Origin of the sequence: Achromobacter sp. Marseille-Q4954 (assembly GCF_943737025.1) — a bacterium.
In the GTDB taxonomy this organism is placed as follows: Bacteria; Pseudomonadota; Gammaproteobacteria; order Burkholderiales; family Burkholderiaceae_B; genus Achromobacter; species Achromobacter bronchisepticus_A.
Genome location: NZ_CALSFQ010000003.1, coordinates 358483 through 375604 on the forward strand (window position 1 = coordinate 358483; position 17122 = coordinate 375604).

19 protein-coding genes are annotated in these 17122 nt (G+C 66.1%); 12 read left to right on the top strand and 7 right to left on the bottom strand.

The features are described from left to right. Window positions 1-7: 7 nt before the first annotated feature. The 10 genes from NGK62_RS27105 (at window position 8) to NGK62_RS27150 (ending at window position 9062) form a co-directional block, all read left to right on the top strand. The gene (locus NGK62_RS27105; RefSeq protein ID WP_251881195.1) at window positions 8-952 is read left to right on the top strand and encodes a VOC family protein; all 945 of its coding nucleotides are present in this window, start codon (window positions 8-10) and stop codon (window positions 950-952) included. Window positions 953-1015: 63 nt separating this feature from the next. After that, entirely contained in the window at window positions 1016-2113 is a 1098-nt protein-coding gene (locus NGK62_RS27110) for an ABC transporter substrate-binding protein (RefSeq protein WP_059379570.1), read from the top strand. A gap of 18 nt (window positions 2114-2131) precedes the next feature. Further along, window positions 2132-2965: an ABC transporter ATP-binding protein gene (locus NGK62_RS27115; protein ID WP_251881197.1), complete on the top strand. Its 834-nt coding sequence runs from the start codon at window positions 2132-2134 to the stop codon at window positions 2963-2965. Window positions 2966-2976: 11 nt separating this feature from the next. Next, a complete protein-coding gene (locus tag NGK62_RS27120) occupies window positions 2977-3759 on the top strand; it encodes an ABC transporter permease (protein WP_118933718.1) in 783 nt (260 codons plus the stop codon). A gap of 20 nt (window positions 3760-3779) precedes the next feature. Continuing rightward, window positions 3780-4877, top strand: coding sequence for a M14 family metallopeptidase (locus NGK62_RS27125; RefSeq protein WP_251881199.1), 1098 nt, complete (start codon window positions 3780-3782; stop codon window positions 4875-4877). Beyond that, the gene (locus NGK62_RS27130; RefSeq protein ID WP_251881201.1) at window positions 4874-6418 is read left to right on the top strand and encodes a class I adenylate-forming enzyme family protein; all 1545 of its coding nucleotides are present in this window, start codon (window positions 4874-4876) and stop codon (window positions 6416-6418) included. Before NGK62_RS27125 ends, NGK62_RS27130 begins: the two co-directional genes overlap by 4 nt. Continuing rightward, entirely contained in the window at window positions 6415-7422 is a 1008-nt protein-coding gene (locus tag NGK62_RS27135; protein ID WP_059379565.1) for a zinc-binding dehydrogenase, read from the top strand. The genes NGK62_RS27130 and NGK62_RS27135 overlap by 4 nt, the downstream gene beginning before the upstream one ends. A gap of 8 nt (window positions 7423-7430) precedes the next feature. After that, window positions 7431-7835, top strand: coding sequence for a PaaI family thioesterase (locus NGK62_RS27140; protein ID WP_251881203.1), 405 nt, complete (start codon window positions 7431-7433; stop codon window positions 7833-7835). A gap of 188 nt (window positions 7836-8023) precedes the next feature. Beyond that, window positions 8024-8734 (top strand): GntR family transcriptional regulator, encoded by a 711-nt coding sequence (locus NGK62_RS27145; RefSeq protein WP_118933721.1) that lies wholly within the window; start codon window positions 8024-8026, stop codon window positions 8732-8734. A 13-nt stretch (window positions 8735-8747) separates the two neighbouring features. Continuing rightward, window positions 8748-9062, top strand: a complete 315-nt coding sequence (locus tag NGK62_RS27150) for a hypothetical protein (protein WP_059379562.1) — start codon at window positions 8748-8750, stop codon at window positions 9060-9062. 27 nt (window positions 9063-9089) lie between these two features. Here the strand turns inward: NGK62_RS27150 and NGK62_RS27155 are convergent, their stop codons facing one another. Together NGK62_RS27155 and NGK62_RS27160 are read right to left on the bottom strand one after the other, a co-directional pair. Then, complete coding sequence (locus tag NGK62_RS27155) at window positions 9090-9692, bottom strand: LysE/ArgO family amino acid transporter (RefSeq protein ID WP_251881205.1); 603 nt, start codon at window positions 9690-9692, stop codon at window positions 9090-9092. A 177-nt stretch (window positions 9693-9869) separates the two neighbouring features. Continuing rightward, complete coding sequence (locus NGK62_RS27160; RefSeq protein WP_013395499.1) at window positions 9870-10094, bottom strand: HP1242/YdcH family protein; 225 nt, start codon at window positions 10092-10094, stop codon at window positions 9870-9872. A 256-nt stretch (window positions 10095-10350) separates the two neighbouring features. Here NGK62_RS27160 and NGK62_RS27165 point away from each other — a divergent pair, with 256 nt between their 5' ends. Continuing rightward, complete coding sequence (locus NGK62_RS27165; protein ID WP_059379554.1) at window positions 10351-11499, top strand: sterol desaturase family protein; 1149 nt, start codon at window positions 10351-10353, stop codon at window positions 11497-11499. A 79-nt stretch (window positions 11500-11578) separates the two neighbouring features. Here NGK62_RS27165 and ycaC read toward each other — a convergent pair whose 3' ends face one another. The 3 genes from ycaC to NGK62_RS27180 all read right to left on the bottom strand — a co-directional run bounded on the left by ycaC (window position 11579) and on the right by NGK62_RS27180 (window position 14002). Continuing rightward, entirely contained in the window at window positions 11579-12205 is a 627-nt protein-coding gene (ycaC, locus tag NGK62_RS27170) for an isochorismate family cysteine hydrolase YcaC (RefSeq protein ID WP_118933728.1), read from the bottom strand. Between the two features lie 58 nt (window positions 12206-12263). Beyond that, a complete protein-coding gene (locus tag NGK62_RS27175) occupies window positions 12264-12941 on the bottom strand; it encodes a hydrolase (protein ID WP_054457838.1) in 678 nt (225 codons plus the stop codon). A gap of 113 nt (window positions 12942-13054) precedes the next feature. Beyond that, window positions 13055-14002 carry a LysR substrate-binding domain-containing protein gene (locus NGK62_RS27180; protein ID WP_251881207.1) on the bottom strand — a complete coding sequence of 316 codons (948 nt, stop codon included), beginning with the start codon at window positions 14000-14002 and terminating at the stop codon, window positions 13055-13057. Window positions 14003-14109: 107 nt separating this feature from the next. On the opposite strand from NGK62_RS27180, the gene NGK62_RS27185 reads away from it, so the two are divergent. Then, complete coding sequence (locus NGK62_RS27185; protein WP_251881215.1) at window positions 14110-14928, top strand: 2-keto-4-pentenoate hydratase; 819 nt, start codon at window positions 14110-14112, stop codon at window positions 14926-14928. Window positions 14929-14959: 31 nt separating this feature from the next. On the opposite strand, the gene NGK62_RS27190 is transcribed toward NGK62_RS27185, so the two are convergent. Both NGK62_RS27190 and NGK62_RS27195 read right to left on the bottom strand, forming a co-directional pair. After that, entirely contained in the window at window positions 14960-16048 is a 1089-nt protein-coding gene (locus NGK62_RS27190) for a LacI family DNA-binding transcriptional regulator (protein ID WP_059379550.1), read from the bottom strand. 25 nt (window positions 16049-16073) lie between these two features. Beyond that, window positions 16074-17108 (bottom strand): M14 family metallopeptidase, encoded by a 1035-nt coding sequence (locus NGK62_RS27195; protein ID WP_251881217.1) that lies wholly within the window; start codon window positions 17106-17108, stop codon window positions 16074-16076. Window positions 17109-17122: the final 14 nt, after the last annotated feature.

Here is a 17122-nt window from a genome sequence, read left to right on the forward strand (position 1 = left end):
AATATCCATGACGCAGCTCCACGGCGCCCGCATCCGGGCGAACGCGGAATCGGCAGGCCCGGATCCGGTCGGACTGGATCACGTGGGGCTGTACGCGCACGACATGGGGGCGGCCGCCGCCTTGTACGAACGGCTGGGGTTTCAGCTGACGCCGCTGTCACAGCACTCCGGCACCCACGCCGTCACGCGCGAAGTGGTCAAGGCCGGCATCGCCAACCGTTGCGCCATGCTCGGCCACGGCTACATCGAGTTGGTCGCGGTGGTGGACCCGGCGCTGGACTTGCGCGGTATTCCCGACGGTTTGGCCCGCTATGCGGGCATGCACATCATCGCCTTCGATACTGCCCAGCCCGAGCAGCGCATCGCCGCGCTGCGCGAGGCCGGCTTTGCGGCCGAACCCGGCGTGCTGCAACGCTACATAGGCACGCCGCAAGGCCCCAAACTGGCGCGGTTCAGCCAGGTGCGCACGTCGCGCGACGCGATGCCTGAAGGCCTGATCCTGACCCTGCGCCACGAGACTCCCGAACTGCTCTGGCAGGAACGCTACCTGTCCCATCCCAACGGCGCCCGCGCGCTGGCGGCGGCCATCGTCGCGGTGGAGGATCTGGACGAGGCGGCGGCGCGCTATGAGCGCTATCTGGGCGTGGCCAGCACGCGGCGCGAGGGCGAGGCCTGGTTCCGACTGCATTCGGGATGGTTGGGGCTGACAACACGGGACGCTCTGCGGTCGCGCCTGCCGGGATGCGAGATTCCCGTGCTGCCGCGCCCGGCCGCGCTTGCCGTGGAAGTGGCCGACCTGTCCCGCACCGCTGCCGTGCTCGAGGCCAATCGCGTTCCCTACCTCCGCGCCAACGATCAATTGCGGGTGGCGGCCGAACATGCGGGCGGCGCAAGCCTCATTTTCTGCGCCGGCGCCGGCGCGGCCTTGCCCTGGGATTGCGCGGGGCGCTGATCCGGCGGGCAGTCTGCAGTACCGATATCCAGCTAGTACTTCAAATAAAACAGGAGCAGCAGCATGATAGGTATCGCAAATCCGAAGCGCCGCGTCCGGCGGGGGATCCTGGCAGCCGCAGCGCTGGTAACGCTGAGCGCCGCTGGCGGCGCGGCGAACGCGGCGGAGAAAGTCACGTTCGCCTACGGCACCAACATTTCGCTTTCCAACGCTCCCACGCTGATGGCGGTGGGCATGGGCTACTTCAAGGAAGCGGGCCTGGACGTACAGGCGACCTTCTTTCAGGGGGCCGCGGTGATGCTGCCGCAGGTCACGCAGAAGCACATCACTTTCGGCTGGATCACGCCGGATCCGCTGGTGATCTCGCGCCAGCCGGGCCGCGATCCCCTGCCGGTCAAGATGTTCTACAACGGCATCTACCTGTCGCCGTTCGACGTCGTCGTCACCAAGAACAGTCCGGTCCAGTCGCTTGCCGACCTCAAAGGCAAGAAGATCGGCGTGGGCGCCATGTCCTGGGGCAACCTGGCGGTCACCAAGGCGATGATGAAGAAGATCGGGCTGGAACTGCAGCGCGACTATGAGTTCGTGCCCGTGGGCGTGGGCGCGACGGCGTTGCGCGCGGTCAGCGATGACAAGGTGCAGGCGCTGAATCTGTTCGATACCTTCCACGTGCAGATCGAACAGATGGGCGTCGAGCTGCGCCGCCTGCCCATGGGCCAGAACTATCGCGAACTGTTCTCCAGCGGCTGGATCGCGCACGAGGATACCCTGCGCGACAAGCCGCAACTGGTGGTGGCGTTCGCGCGCGCCGCGGCCAAGGGCGTGGTCGCCTGCAACGCCAATCCGGAAGCCTGCGTGAAGAACTTCTGGACCCTGTATCCGGCCACCAAGCCGGCCGAGGGGAGCGAGGAGAAAAAGCTGGCGGACGCCGTGCAGATCCTGAAGGTGCGCCTGGCCACCATGCTGCCGGAACAGGGCGCCGGGAAGATGGGCTACTACACCGAGCAGTCCTGGAAGGACTATGTAGAGGTTTTGCACGAAGGCGGACAGCTGAGCACCGGCAACGTGGACGTCAAGCCGCTCTACACCAACGAGTTCGTCAAGGACATCAATGATTTCGACGCCGCGGCCGTGGTGGCAGCGGCCCAGCGGCTCAAGTAGATGCGAGCCGGAATCCCTATGAACTCCCTGAATCTATCCCTGGTGGAAGGCGGGCGCTCGCCAGCGCGTCCGGACGCCGCCGGCCGCCCCTTGCTGACGGCCGACAATGTGAGCGTGGTCTACCGCAGCAGCAAAGGACCGATCACCGCCGTCGACAATCTGTCGCTGCAGCTGGGCGCTGGTGAATTCGTGTCGGTGCTGGGGCCGTCTGGTTGCGGCAAGTCCACGCTGGTCAAGGTGTTCAGCGGTCTGCTGACGCCTTCCAGCGGCAAGGCCTTGCTCAGCGGCACGCCTATCGACAAGCCGCGCGGCGACGTCGGCATCGTGTTTCAACAACCCACGCTGCTGCCCTGGAAAACGGTGCTGGACAACGTGCTGGTGCCGATCCGCGCCTTGCGCAAGGATACCGAGGCCGGCACCGCCCGGGCGCTGGAACTGCTGCGGCTGGTGGGCCTGGAAAAGTTCGCGAGCAACTACCCCAGCGAACTGTCGGGCGGCATGCAGCAGCGCGTCGGCATCGCCCGCGGCCTGGTGCATGACCCCGCGCTGCTGCTGATGGACGAGCCGTTCTCCGCGCTGGACACCATGACCCGCGACCGCATGAGCATAGAGCTGCAGCGCATCTGGATGGCCACGCGCAAGTCGGCCTTGTTCATCACGCACAGCATTGCCGAAGCGGTGTTCCTGTCGGACCGGATCGTGGTGATGTCGGCGCGCCCGGGGCGCATCATCCGCGAGATTTCCGTGAACCTGCCGCGGCCGCGGACCCTGGCGACGCTCAACGACCCCGAGTTCACGCGCCTGTGCGCCGAACTGCGGGAACTGTTCGATCAGTTGGTGAAGTTCGACTAGCGGAGGCGTTCGTGTCCCGATCCATCAAATCCATACTCTATCCCTTGATCACCGGGGTGCTGCTGGTGATCCTGTGGTTCGTCAGCATCCGCGTGTTCTCGGTGCCCAACTACCTGCTGCCCGCGCCCGAATCCGTGTTGCAGGCGCTCAAGACCGGCTATATCGACGGGCAATACTGGCCGCACTTTCTGTTCACGCTGCAAAGCACCGTGTACGGCTACCTGATAGGTTGCGGGCTGGCTCTGGTGGTGGGAACCATCCTGGCCGAGTCCGAGACCTTCGAGCAGTTCATCTATCCCTACATCATCGCCCTGCAGTCCACGCCGAAAGTGGCGATCGCGCCCTTGCTGCTGGTCTGGTTCGGCTTCGGCATGGCCTCCAAGGTCGTGATGGTGGCCTTGATGAGCTTTTTCCCGATGTTCATCAACACGGTGGTGGGCATACGCCAGGCCGACCCGGCCATGCTGGATCTGATGAAGGCCTTTGGCGCCTCGCGCAGCCACGTGTTCTTCCACGTCAAGCTGCCCGCGGCCTCGGGCCACATTTTCGCCGGCCTGCAGATCTCGGTGGTTCTCAGCCTGATCGGCGCGGTGGTGTCGGAGTTCATCTCGTCCAGCAAGGGGCTCGGCTATCTGATCCAGTCGGCCTCGGTCAACATGGACGTTGCCACCATGTTCGCCTGCCTGTTCAGCCTGGTGTTCATCGGCCTGACGGGCACCAACCTGATCCGCTACCTGCACCGCAAGCTGGTGTTCTGGGACAAATCGACCTCGGCCACCGTGCAGGCCGAGTAGGCGCACAGGAGAACTCATCCATGGAATTCCATCAATGCTACGCGCTCGACTATGGCCGGGCGCGCGACAAGTTCCGGGCGGCAGCCGCGGGCGCAGGCGGACGCCTGGCCGAGTACACGCACGCAGGCGCGCGGGCGCCGGGCGGCACGGCGCTGGTGACCGACGTGGCCTGCTTCGGCCGCGCCGACGCGCCGCGCCGCCTGCTGGTGATCAGCGGCACGCACGGACTCGAGGGCTTCTTCGGCTCGGCCGCGCAGATCGCGTGGATGTTGGGCGGCGGCCCCGCGGCGCTCGACCCGGACGTGGCGGTGGTCATGGTGCATGCCATCAACCCCTGGGGCTTCGCGCACCTGAGCCGCACCACTGAAAACAACGTGGACCTGAATCGAAACTTCATCGGACATGAGGGAGCGCCGCCCGCCAACCCCGACTATGCGCTGCTGCATCCGCTGCTGCTGCGCGACGAATGGAGCCGCGCGGAGGTTGCGGCCGCGCAGCAGGCCATGGAGGATTTCGCGGCCAGCCATGGCGAGGATCGCTTGTACGACACGCTGGCGCGCGGCCAGTACTCCCATCCGGACGGCCTGAACTACGGCGGCAAGGGACGGGAATGGTCCAACCTGACGCTGGAGCGCATTGTCCGCGACCACCTGGCCGGCGCGGCCAAGGTCGCCCTGATCGATTGGCATACGGGCATAGGCGGATACGGCGAGCCGTTCTTCCTGTGCTTCAACGAGGAGGGCGGGCCGCTGCATGACCTGGCGGTGCAGTGGTGGGGCAAGGAGCGCATCGTCGGCCAGCGGCCGCACGGCAAGTCGCGCCCGAATTATCAAGGCCTGTTGTTCTATGGCGTGCAATCCTTCCTGGGCGACGTGCCGATGTGCGGCGCCGTGATCGAGTTCGGCACGCGCGGCTGGCACATGCGCCGCTTGCTGCGTCTGGACCTGTGGCTGAAATTCAAGGCGGACCCGGAGAGCGAGCGCTACGAGATGCTGCGCGCGGACCTGCTGGACTCGTTCTGCCCGGTGGACCAGATCTGGCGCGAAGGTACGCTGCGCCACTCGCAGGAGATCACGCGGCAGGCGGTGGAGGGGCTGACGGGCTGGAAGGATGCATGATGGCCGCATCCGCCAACCTGGGCGTGCTGTTTTCGCCGGACCACGACGCGAGCGCCGTCGCCCTGATCGACCTGGGCGGCGAGGCCGGACCGCGCACTTATACCTATGGCGAGCTTGATGCGCAGGCCGACGGCGTGGCGCGCGGGCTGCGGGCGCGCGGTTTGGCCCCGGGCGCGCGGGTGGCGATCCTGTCGGCCAATCGCATGGAGTTCCTGGCCGCCTATCTGGGTATCATGCGCGCCGGCTTGGTCGCGGTGCCGGTGAACCACCGGCTGCCAGCGGCAGGCATCGAGTTCATCCTGCAGGATTGCGGCGCCAGCCTGGTGTTCTGCGACGCGTTGCGGCGCGGACTCTGCACGGCGCAATTGCCGATGGTCGAGTTCGGGGCGGACGGCCCTGAAGGCTATGCCGCGTTCCTTGTTCCTGGCCCCTGGGAGGCAGAGCCCGTGGTCCCGGGGCAGGCCGCCTTGTTCCTTTACACGTCCGGGTCCACCGGTCGTCCCAAGGGCGTGATGCTGTCGCACGCTGGCTACCTCTGGACGGTGCGCCAGCGCATCGCGGCGACGGATTACTCAGGCCACCGCTTCCTGGTGGCGGCGCCCCTGTATCACATGAATGCGCTCAACACCGTCAAGCTGGCGCTCGCGGGCCGGGGCAGCCTGGTGCTGATGCCGCAGTTCGAACCCGCGGGCTATCTGGACGCGATACCGCGCTACCGCTGCACCTGGCTGACCGCGATACCCACCATGATCGCGTTGCTGGCCCGCGAGACCGCGCTGGCGGCGCAGGCGGACCTGTCCTCGGTGGCCATGGTGCGGCTGGGGTCCGAGCCGCTTACGCAACGCATCGCCGACAGCGCGCGCGCCATGTTCCCGCGCGCGGCCATCGGCAACGGCTACGGCGCGACCGAAACCGGCGCGCTGGTGTTCGGCCCGCATCCCGACGGGCTGGCACAGCCGGTGTTGTCCGTCGGGTATCCGCACCCGGCGGTGCAGGTGAGGCTGGCCGACGGAGACAACCTCGACGCCGCGGCAGGCGTGTTGCAAGTCCGCTCCGCGGCCCTGATGCTGGGCTATCACGCCTTGCCGCAGCAGACCGCGGCGGCCATGACGGAGGACGGCTTCTATATCACCGGCGACGTGATGCGTCGCGACGAGAACGGCTTCCATTACTTCGTGGGCCGGGCCGATGACATGTTCGTTTGCGGCGGCGAAAACATCTATCCCGGCGAGGTCGAGAAGATGCTGGAGCGTCATCCCGCCATCTTCCAGGCTTGCGTCGTGCCGCTGCCCGATGCGCTCAAGGGCATGAAGCCGGTTGCGCTGGTGGTGCTGCGTCCCGATGCGTTCTTGTCCGAACGGGAGGTCAAGGACCACGCGCTGGCTCATGGGCCGGCCTATCAGCACCCGCGGGCGGTGCGCTTTGTCGACGAGATGCCCGTCAGCAGCACGGGCAAGGTCAACCGCAAGGCGGCCGCGCAGCTGGCCGCCGAGCTGATGTTCAACCCAACCATCCTCAATCAGAGCAAGGAGCATCCATGAAGGCAGTAGTCATTCACGGACATGGCGGTCCGGAGGTCATGCAATATGACTCCGCGTTCCCCGATCCGAAGGCGGGCGAGGGCGACGTGATCCTGCGGGTCAAGGCGACGTCGATCAACTATCACGACGTCTTCACGCGCCGGGGCATGCCGGGCATCAAGCTGGATTTCCCGGTCATCATGGGCCTGGACGTGGCCGGCGAGATCGTCGAGGTCGGCCCGGGCGTCGAGGGCTGGGCGGTGGGCGACCGGGTGCTGGTCGATCCCATCAACCGCGCCGAGGGCGGCCTGATGGGGGAAACCGTCCACGGCGGACTGGCGGAACTGTGCAAGGCGCGCGTGCACCAGCTGATCCGCATCCCGGACGGGGTGAGCTACGAGCAGGCGGCGGCCTTGCCGGTGGCCTTCGGCACGGCCTACCGGATGATGCACACCATAGGCCAGGTCCAGGCCGGGGAAAAAGTGCTGGTGCTGGGCGCCAGCGGCGGCGTGGGCGTGGGCTGCGTGATGCTGGCGAAGATTGCGGGCGCCGAGGTCGTCGCCTGCGCCAGCAGCGAGTCCAAGATGCAGCGCCTGCGCGAACTGGGCGCCGACCATGTCATCAACTACTCGCAGGCGGATTTCGCCCGCGCCATCTACGAACTCTATGGCAAGCCGCACCGTCGCAAGTTCGATGGCGGCGTCGACGTCGCCGTGAACTTCACCGGCGGCGATACCTGGGTCAAGTCCATGCGCTGCCTGCGGCGCGGCGGCCGGCTGCTGACTTGCGGCGCCACCGCGGGCTACGACCCGCAGACCGATCTGCGTTTCATCTGGACCTTCGAGCTGAACATCCGCGGCTCCAACGGCTGGATGCGCGAGGATCTGGATGCCTTGCTGGCGCTGGTGCAGTCGGGAAAGATGCAGGTTCCGGTGGACCGCGTGCTGAGCCTGGATGAGGCGGGCGAGGCGCTGCGCCTGATCGAGGATCGCGAAGTCATGGGCAAAGTGGTGGTGACGCCATGAGCGAAGTAATGACGATCGAAGAAATGCAGCAGCGTCTGCAACGGGCCCCCTTCAACAGCTTCATGGGGCTTACCGTGCTGTCCGCCGACTACGACAGGCAGGAGATCGTGATGCAGATGAAGCTGCGTCCGGAATTCGAGCGCATGGCGGGCAGCGGGCAGTTTCATGGCGGCGTGATCGCGGCGATGATAGACGCGGTCGGCCAGTACGTGCTGATGATGATGCTGGGCAAGCCGCTGGCGACCATCAACTTCCGCACGGACTATCTGCGTCCGGCCACCAATACCAGCCTGCGCGCCGTGGGCCGGGTGCTGCGCATGGGCAAGAGCATATGCGTGTCGGATGTGGAGGTGCGCGACGATGCCGACAAGCTGGTGGCGGTAGGCCGCGCCAACTACGCCACGCCATCCTGAACGCGGCCGGCGGCCCGCCGGGCCGCCGGCCGCGATGCGTCCGGAGCCATTACAATCATCAACGCTTGCCCCCCTCTGATCGAGGCCGAATTCGCAGCCGCGGCGAACGTGATCCGCTCGCCGCCGCGCCGTCTCCCGCCGTGATGCCCGGCGGCCGGCGCAGGCTTCCGCAGCCCAAGACGAAAACAATGAACATGACAAGCATTGAACCGGCGGAAAAAGGTCGACGCGCTTTCTCGCACGTGCTGGAGAAGCTGCGCGAGATGGTGATTTCCTATGAAATCAAACCTGGCGAACGCCTCAACGAGGTCGCCCTGGCCGAACGCCTGGGCGTCAGCCGCACGCCGGTGCGGGAGGCCTTGCATCTGCTGGCGCGAGACGGTTTCCTGGAGGAAGCCGGACGCGGCTATGTGCGGCGCCAGCTGAATCTCAAGGAAATGATCGATCTCTACGAGACCCGCGAGGTGCTGGAACTCGCCTGTCTGCAACTGGCCTTCGAGCGCGCCACGCCGCAGAAGCTGGATGCGCTGGAGGCCTTCCTGGCGGACAGCCGCAGCAAGTCGCCGGACCTGCCGGTCACGCAGCTCGTGCACCTGGACGAAACTTTCCACCAGATGCTGGCGGAGATGTCGGGCAATCTGGAATTGCAGCGGGTGTTGGGCAACGTGAACGAACGCATCCGTTTCATCCGCTGGATCAACATGGAACGCATAGGGCGCGACAAGACCCAGGCTGAGCATGTTGCGATACTGGCCGCCCTGCGCGCGGGCGATCTCGCCGCCGCGCAGCGGAACCTGCGCAGCCATATTTCCAAGCGTACCGAACAGATCAAGGAATCGATCGCGCAAGGGCTGGCCCGGATCTACCTGGACGGGGTCGAAGACCTGCACGACGCCTGAAAAGGAACACACAATGAGAACATCCTTGCTTTTCCTGGCCGCCATCGTGACGGGCTGCGCCAGCGGTTCCAGCGACCTGCTGACCGAATCGAAGGTGGCCGCCATCAAGCTCAACGTCACCACCTACGAAGAGATGGTGCGGGACTACGGCCCGCCTCGCTCGCAGGGCGTCGGCCGCGATGGGCTGACGACGGCCACGTGGTTCTATTTCGACAACAGCGCCTATGGCGCGATGGACAACCAGCAGACGCTGACCGTGATCTTCAACAAGGACCGCACGGTAAAGGACTATGTGAACGCGTCCGCCGGGTCCGGCAAGAGCCGCTAGGCCGCGCAGGGGCCGCGGCCCCTGCGTTCAGAGCACCAGCTTCAGTCCGATCGCGAACATGGCCGCGGCGACGCAGCCGTCCAGCACCCGCCACGCATTGGGATTGGCGAACACCGGCCGCAGCAGGCGCGCGCCATAGCCCAGCGCAAAGAAGAAGGCGAACGACGCCGATATCGCGCCCAGTGCGAAGGCGGTCTTGTGGCCGTCGTACTGGCTGGAGACCGAGCCCAGCAGCACCACGGTGTCCAGATACACGTGCGGATTGAGCCAGGTCAGGGCCAGGCAGGTCGCCAGCGCGGCGGCGCGTCCCGTGGTCTGGGTGGATGAGGGCGTGAGGCTGTCGTGGCGGGCGCGCAGCGCCGATATCAGGCTGCGCGCGGCATAGGCGAACAGGAATAGCGCGCCGCCGTAGCGCAGCGCGGACTCGAGCCAGGGCAGGGCGCCTACCGCCAAGCCGAAGCCGGCCACGCCGGCGCTGATCAGGATGGCGTCGGACAGGGCGCAGGTCAGGCAGACGGCAAAGACATGTTCCTGGCGCAGGCCTTGGCGCAGTACGAACGCGTTTTGCGCGCCGATCGCCATGATGAGGCTCAGGCCGAGCAGGAATCCGGGAATGTAGGCGGTGGTCATCGTCAACCTTGGATCAAGGGCGACAGACTAGCCTTGGATGCAAGATTAGGAAAACTAATTACCCTAATCCTTATTTAGCTGACCTAATTCAGCGCAGATTCCGGCAGCCAGAGAATGGCCGACGATGGCGGCAAGGGACCGGCGTTGTCCGATGCCGCCAGCAGCGATGCGATACCTTCAACTGCCGCCCTGGTCGGCAGCGCGCAGGATGCCGTACAGCTTGTCCTTCAGGTGCAGTTTTTCCTTCTTGAGCACTTCGACCTCGTTGCCCGACGCCGGCTGGATACCGGCCTCCATGTTCTTGATTTCCTGGTCCAGGTCATTGTGACGCTGGAACAGCGCGGAGAAATGCGCGTTTTCGGATTTCAGTTGGGTAATGAGGTGGCGGTATTCAGGGAACATAGGGGCCTCTTTAAAGAACCGGTTGATGGGCACTGCGGGAAACCGGGGAACCTGATGATCCATAAAGCTTTCGATTCCATGACACGCCAACCCCGCGCCCTTGTCAACCATCCGGGTGCATGCCTTCCGTCTGAGAATTGATACCGCGCAAAGTGGGGGCAGGGACGCCATTCTGTCGCGCCTGATCACGTTTTATTACATTGAGATCCGTCCCCGGCGATAAACTCGCTTCCCCGTGGTCTGCCATAAATTTGAAATGAATCAGCGCGCGTCCATCCTTCGCCAGGTCTTACAGCTTTTCAAGCAGGACGGCAGGATCCACCCGGGTACGGGCATGATGAGCGGCGTGATCGCGCTGTTCCTGGCGATCCTGGCGGTCCTGGGCGTCCTGGCGTTTCACTTCCCCGCCTACCTGACCACGCCGGAGCTGCGCAGCTTCTACAACGTGGACGCGATGCGGGGCCTGCTGTTCACCGCGCTGTTGATTTCGGGCACCATCGCGCTGGCCAACACCGTGCTGGGCCGGCAGCGCTGGCTGAACATCGCCGCTTTCGTGCTGGTGTGCGGCGCGGTGGCCGCCGGCGGCAGCAACGTGGTGGTGACCACGTCCAACACCGGCCACCATCCCTACCTGGGCCTGGACTGGTTCATCCTGGACCTGCTGGCTTCCAGCACCGTCTTCATCATTTTCGAGAAGCTGTTCCCGCTGTATCCGGGCCAGCCGGTGTTCCGCGGCGAATGGCAGGTGGACATGAAGCACTTCCTGTTCAACCACCTGTCGGTGGGGGCGGTGCTGCTGTGCATCAACTTCTTCGTGCACCGGCTGTTTTCCTGGGCGGCTTACGAGCCTTTGCAACAGGCCATCGTGTCGCTGCCTTACCTGGTGGAGCTGTTCCTGGCCGTGCTGGTGGCTGACCTGGTGCAGTACGCGGCGCATCGCGCCTATCACGAGGTGCCGTTCCTGTGGCGCATCCATGCGGTGCACCACAGCACCCGCACCCTGGACTGGCTGGCCGGTTCGCGGCTGCACATCGTCGAATTGCTGATCACGCGGGTCGCGGTGCTGGGCGTGCTGTTCGCGCTGGGCTTTTCCAAGCCGGTGCTGGACGCCTACATCATCATCGTCGGCTTCCAGGCGGTGCTGATCCACTCCAACGTGAGGCTGCCCTGGGGCTGGCTGCGCTACATCATCGTGACGCCGGACTTCCACCATTGGCACCACTCCTCGGATACCGAGGCCATCGACCGCAACTACGCCGCCCACTTCTCGTTCATCGATTACGCGTTCGGCACGGCGGTGCGCGGCGTGAGCAAGCGCCTGCCCGAGAACTACGGCATCCTGGACAACGACATGCCAGGCACGTTCCTGGCGCAGCAGGCCTACCCGTTCGCCCGCAAGAAATGAAACGGCGGCGCGCCCGGTGCGCGCCGCCGTGGAAGTCCGCGCCAGCCGGTCACGCGCCTGGGCGCGGCCGGCGGGGACCTTACCTGCTGCCCTTGACGGTGGAGTAGGCCGCCATCAGGTTGCGGTAGTCGGGAATGTGGTTGGAGAACAGCGTCCCCAGGCCTTCGATGTCGTTGCGCCAGTCGCGGTGCAGCTCGCAGGCCACGCCGAACCAGCTCATCAGCTGCGCGCCGGCCTGTTCCATGCGGCTCCAGGCGGCATTGCGGGTCACCTCGTTGAAGGTGCCGGACGCGTCGGTCACGACAAACACCTCAAAGCCTTCCTCCAGGGCCGACAGCGCCGGGAAGGCCACGCAGACCTCGGTGACGACGCCGGCGATGATCAGCTGCTTCTTGCCGGTGGCCTTGACGGCCTTGACGAAGTCCTCGTTGTCCCAGGCGTTGATGTTGCCCGGGCGGGCGATGTAGGGCGCCTTGGGGAATTTGTCCTTCAGTTCCTGTACCAGCGGGCCGTTGGGGCCGTCTTCGAAGCTGGTGGTCAGGATGGTGGGCAGCTTGAAATAGTCGGCCAGGTCGGCCAGCGCCAGGACGTTGTTCTTGAACTGGTCGGGCTGGAAGTCCCGGACCAGGGACAGCAGGCCCACCTGGTGGTCGACCAGCAGCACCGCGGCCTGGGTCTTGTCGAGTTTCACATAGGGCTTGGTCATTGCGTACTCCATAAGGGAATTGCGCGCCCTGCGGCGCGCGGGGAACATCCGGGCGGACTCAACGTTGCGAGTCGAGCTGTTCGCCCTTCTTGATGACTTCCTGGGCCCGGTTGTAGCTTTCGATCAGCAACTGGTAGGGCGGGAAGATCTTGGTGTAGACCTCGGCCCACTTGGCCGCGTCTTCGCGGTGCCAGGTCTTTTGCAGTTCGGCCGCGACGGCGCCCGTGTCCATGGGTACGACGCCGGCCTGGACCACGCGCGCCAGGGTGATTTCCTGGGCCATCTTGCTGTAGGTGCCCGAGGCGTCGACCACCACGAAGACCTTGTAGCCCTCGGCCACCGCGCTGATGGCGGGGAACGCCATGCAGACGCTGGTGATGGTGCCGGCAATGATCAGGGTCTTGCGGCCGGTCGCCTTGACCGCGGCAACGAATTCAGGATTGTCCCAGGCATTGATTTCGCCCTTGCGCGCGACATATTTCGCGTGCGGGGCGTTTTCATGGATTTCGGGAATCAGCGGGCCGTTGGGGCCCTGCGGCACGGAGGCCGTGGTGATGACGGGCAGCTTCGCCAGGGTGGCCATGGAAGCCAGCGCGCCGGCGAGCGAGCGCAGCTCGGTCATCGGCATGTCGGCAACCGTCTGGAACAGGCCGCTTTGATGGTCGATCAGCAACATGACCGCATCGTTGGGATCGATGACGGGGCGCTGGCCATTGAAGTTGGCGGGGACGCTCATGGTGTGCTCCTGGTGACGTGGGGCTAATCATCCTAGGAGCAACGCGGGCGGGTGGGTAGGCAGGAAAAATGGGTTTCTGCGTCCCACTCGTCGGACGCTGCGCGAGCATGCTGCTACTTCAAGGTTGGCAGCTTGTGGCGCACTTGCGTGTCGTGTTCGCGCTTGGCCACGTCCTGATACTCCGAGCTCAGGAAATCCAGCAGCTCCCGCACGCCGGGCAGCAGGCCGCGGCGGGACGGGAAAATGGCGTGCACGCTGCCCGCTTCCGGCTGCCAGGGGGCGCCCACGTCCACCAGGGTGCCTGCGTCCAGTTCGTCGCGAATCATGAGCAGGGGCAGGGCGACCACGCCCACGCCGCGCAAGGCGGCCTGCTTCAGCGCCAGCATGTCATCCGTCACCAGCCGCGGCGTGAACGGCACGACGATGCGCGCGCCGTCCGGCCCGTCCAGCCGCCAATGGGATTCGCGCTGTTCCGTGCCCAAGGCCAGCGTGGGCAGTTCGTTCAGGGCTTGCGGATCCGCAGGCAGCTTGATGCTGCGCGCCAGCGCTGGACTGGCCACCAGGCACTGGCAGCTCATGCCCAGCGGTTTCATGATGAGGTCGCTGCTCTCGATGGGGCCGAAGCGCACGCGCACGGCGATGTCGAAGCCCTCGCGCAGCACGTCCACGGGGCGGCTGAAGCTCTTCAGGTAAACGTGGACCTTGGGGCAGCGGACCATGAAGCGGGCCACCAGGTCGCCCAGGAAGTAGTAGATCAGCGCAGGCGGCGCGCTCAAGCGTATGGTGCCGGCAGGTTCGGCGCGGGTGCGGTCGATGACTTCCTGGGCGGCTTCCGCGCCTGCCAGCATCGACAGGCATTGCTCGTAATATTCCTGACCCAATTCGGTCACGGTGAAGCTGCGCGTGGAACGCTGGATGAGCCGCACGCCCAGCCGGTCTTCCAGCAGCGCAATGCGCCGGCTCAGGCGGGATTTTGGTATGCCCAGCGCTCGCCCTGCGGGTGCGAAGCCGCCGTTCTTGACGACCTGGACGAAGTAATAGAGGTCATTCAAGTCATGCATTGCTTCCCCGCTGTTCTGAAAATAGGACGTCAAGGGGAGCATATAACGGCTGCGGCGCCGTGCGGGCAGGTTTTCTTTTACATTTGAGCGTACCCTCAGGAGCCACCATGCCAGCTTCCGACCTCGCGGCGCTTGCCCGCGACATCAAGGCGGCGCAGGACCATGCCTCTTACATTGCGCCGGTCACGGCACGGCGTCCGCGCTTCGACCTGGATGCCGCCTATGACGTGGCCGCTCGCATCCATCAGGCGCGGCTGGCCGAAGGCGCGCTGCTGGTCGGCCGCAAGATAGGCTTCACCAACGCCGCGATGTGGGCGGCGCTGGGCGTGGAATTTCCGGTGTGGGGGCGCGTCTATGAACACAGCGCGGTCTATGACGACACCGGCGAAGTCCATTGCCGCTTGGGCCGCTATGTCGAGCCGCGCATCGAACCCGAGATCGTGCTGCATTTTCATGGCGCGCCGCCGCGCACGCGGGAGCCGGCCGCCATATTGGAATGCGTGGATTGGATCGCCCATGGGTTCGAACTGGTGCAGTCGCACTACCCCGCCTGGCAGTTCCAGGCCGCCGATACCGTGGCGGACAACGCCTTGCATGGCGCGCTGTACATCGGGCCGCTGATGGAGCCGGCCGAGCTCGGCCCGGGCCTGATCGAACGGCTGGCGGACTTCCGGGTGGAGCTGTCCTGCAACGGCATCCGCCGTGAAACCGGTATCGGCGCCAACGTGTTGGGCAGTCCGCTGGCGGCGCTGGCCCATCTGCTGGAGGTGGTCGGGGAACGCCCGGCCGACGAGGCGATCCAGGCGGGCGAACTGGTCACGACCGGCACGTTGACCAAGGCCTATCCGGTGCACGCGGGCGAAACCTGGAGCACCAGGCTCGACGGCATCGGCTTGCCGGGCCTGCGCATCGTGTTCGACGAGTGAGCCCGCGCCGGTTGCCGACGCGCAGGGGACGCTAGGCGCTGGCGCGCTGGTTCAAGGTCAGCGGGAACACTTCCTGGCGCGCGGCGGGCGCGCCGCCATTCAGGCGTTGCAGCAGCAGTTCTCCAGCGCGGGCGCCCAGCTTGCGGCTGTCCACGCCGATGGTGCTCAGGCCGGGCTCGATTTCGCGGGCGATGTCGGTATCGCCGAAACCCAGGATGGCGATGTCGCGCGGAATCGCCAGCTTGCGGTCGCGCGCCTCGAACAGCGCGCCCACCGCCAGCAGGTCGTTGGCGCAGAACACGGCGTCGAAGGCCTGGCCCATCGCGAGCAACCGGCCCAGGGCCGCGCGTCCGTCGGCGATGGTTTGTGCATTGTCCACGGCCAGTTCCGCCACCACCTGCAGGCCCAGTTCGGCAGCGGCGGCATTGAAACCCTGGCGCCGCAGTTCGCCGCGGCCGCCCTGGCGCGCCACGAAGGCGACGCGGCGATAGCCGCGTTCGGCCAGATGGCGCGCGGCCATGACGCCGCCGTCATAGTTGGAAAAGCCCACCAGCATATCGATCGGGTCGCGCGGATAGGCCCAGGTCTCCATGATGGGGATGCCCAGCTCGCGCAGCGACTGGCGGTTTTCCTCGAGCTCGATAACGCCGGTGAACAGCACCGCCGCGGGCCGCAAGGCGCGCAGCGACGCGATCATGCTGGTTTCCTTGGCGTAGGAATACGAGGTCTGCCCGACCATCAATTGATAGCCCTGCGGCTCCAGCACTTCGGCGCAGCCCTGCACGGCCAGCGCGAACTGCTGGCTGAGGATGTTGGAGACGAACGCCGCCACCACGCTGGACTGCCCGGAACGCAGGGCGCGCGCGTGCGGATTCGAGGCATAGCCGGTCTGCGCCACCACCTGCAGGATGCGGTCGCGCTTTTCCTGAGCCACTTTCTCGGGCTGGCGCAAGGCCCGCGACACCGTGATGGGCGATACGCCCGCCAGCCTGGCCACTTCCTCGATGCGCGGCGGCTTGGCGGGGGCGGCCGCGCGCGCGGGCGCGGCGGCGCCCTCGGGACGCACGCGCAGCACGTCGTCGTAGGTGGGGGCGGAAGGAGGCGCGGGCCGGTGGGTCATGCGGTTTCTTTTGATTGTTCCGGGATCAGGCGGCAGGCGTCAGGATATCAGCCTGGCCGACGGGACGCGCAACCTGGATCAGGCTGTCGCCGGATTCGCAGTCCGTGTGCAGGCGCCGGGAAATGACGATACCCGACTGCCGGAAGCGCAGAACTTCCTCTTCCGCGTCCAGCTGGTTGAGGTCGTGGTAGTAGCCCGCGACGTCGCCCGCGCGCACGCTGGCTCCGATGTCCACCGCCGGCTCGAACCAGCCGCGCCGGGTGGCGAAGATGTTCTGTTCGTGGCTGTCCAGTTCCAGCAGTTGCATGGCGGGCGCGCCGGGCTGGTGCGGGCCGAGCACGGGCGCGTCGGTCACGCCCAGCTTCTGCAGCAGGTTGTCGATGGCGCGCTGGGTCGCGGCCAGTGTGGCGGGCGTCAGCGTGCCGCCGCCGCCGAACTCGCCGCTGATGCCGATCGCGCCGGCGCGCGCGGCCGCCGCCATGGAGGTGGGCGCATCGCGGCCATTGGCGGCGACGAAGGCGTGGCCCATGCCCAGCGAGCCCATCAGGTCCAGCGCGCGCGCCATGCGCCCGGGCGAGTCCTGGCGCTCGATCAGGGCGGTGGGCAGGTGTGCCATCGAGGTGCCGCCGGAATGGATGTCGAACACCACGTCGTGGCGCGGGAACAGTTCGTGTTCGAGGAAGTGCGCCAGGCGTTCGGTCGGGGTGCCGCCGGGCACGCCGGGGAAGGCGCGGTTGAGGTTGCCGTTATCCAGCGGCGAGCGCCGCCGCGCCGCCATCACAGCAGGCAGGTTGGCGAGCGGCAGGATGGTGACCTCGCCGCGCATGCGGGCGGGATCCAGGCGGCGGATCAGCCGGCCCAGGGCGACTTCGCCTTCGTATTCGTCGCCATGGTTGCCCGCCATGAGCAGCACGCGCGGGCCGCTGCCGTTGCGGATGCGGCAGATGGGCGTCTTGATCTGGTAGTAAGGCGAACGGTCCACCGAGTAGGGGGTGCCCAGGAAACTGAGCGCCTTGCCGTCGGCATCGAAATCTATGTCGTGAAACAGGCCGGTATGCATGGGGAGATACAACA

Bases quoted from the DNA above. Each gene is read 5' to 3' on its own strand.
- NGK62_RS27150 (WP_059379562.1), top strand. From the start codon at position 8,748: ATGAGAACATCCTTGCTTTTCCTGGCCGCCATCGTGACGGGCTGCGCC.
- NGK62_RS27190 (WP_059379550.1), bottom strand. From the start codon at position 16,048: ATGACCCACCGGCCCGCGCCTCCTTCCGCCCCCACCTACGACGACGTG.
- NGK62_RS27165 (WP_059379554.1), top strand. From the start codon at position 10,351: ATGAATCAGCGCGCGTCCATCCTTCGCCAGGTCTTACAGCTTTTCAAG.
- NGK62_RS27140 (WP_251881203.1), top strand. From the start codon at position 7,431: ATGACGATCGAAGAAATGCAGCAGCGTCTGCAACGGGCCCCCTTCAAC.
- NGK62_RS27155 (WP_251881205.1), bottom strand. From the start codon at position 9,692: ATGACCACCGCCTACATTCCCGGATTCCTGCTCGGCCTGAGCCTCATC.
- NGK62_RS27185 (WP_251881215.1), top strand. From the start codon at position 14,110: ATGCCAGCTTCCGACCTCGCGGCGCTTGCCCGCGACATCAAGGCGGCG.
- NGK62_RS27180 (WP_251881207.1), bottom strand. From the start codon at position 14,002: ATGCATGACTTGAATGACCTCTATTACTTCGTCCAGGTCGTCAAGAAC.
- NGK62_RS27160 (WP_013395499.1), bottom strand. From the start codon at position 10,094: ATGTTCCCTGAATACCGCCACCTCATTACCCAACTGAAATCCGAAAAC.
- NGK62_RS27105 (WP_251881195.1), top strand. From the start codon at position 8: ATGACGCAGCTCCACGGCGCCCGCATCCGGGCGAACGCGGAATCGGCA.
- ycaC (WP_118933728.1), bottom strand. From the start codon at position 12,205: ATGACCAAGCCCTATGTGAAACTCGACAAGACCCAGGCCGCGGTGCTG.
- NGK62_RS27110 (WP_059379570.1), top strand. From the start codon at position 1,016: ATGATAGGTATCGCAAATCCGAAGCGCCGCGTCCGGCGGGGGATCCTG.
- NGK62_RS27125 (WP_251881199.1), top strand. From the start codon at position 3,780: ATGGAATTCCATCAATGCTACGCGCTCGACTATGGCCGGGCGCGCGAC.
- NGK62_RS27145 (WP_118933721.1), top strand. From the start codon at position 8,024: ATGAACATGACAAGCATTGAACCGGCGGAAAAAGGTCGACGCGCTTTC.
- NGK62_RS27195 (WP_251881217.1), bottom strand. From the start codon at position 17,108: ATGCATACCGGCCTGTTTCACGACATAGATTTCGATGCCGACGGCAAG.
- NGK62_RS27130 (WP_251881201.1), top strand. From the start codon at position 4,874: ATGATGGCCGCATCCGCCAACCTGGGCGTGCTGTTTTCGCCGGACCAC.
- NGK62_RS27175 (WP_054457838.1), bottom strand. From the start codon at position 12,941: ATGAGCGTCCCCGCCAACTTCAATGGCCAGCGCCCCGTCATCGATCCC.
- NGK62_RS27115 (WP_251881197.1), top strand. From the start codon at position 2,132: ATGAACTCCCTGAATCTATCCCTGGTGGAAGGCGGGCGCTCGCCAGCG.
- NGK62_RS27135 (WP_059379565.1), top strand. From the start codon at position 6,415: ATGAAGGCAGTAGTCATTCACGGACATGGCGGTCCGGAGGTCATGCAA.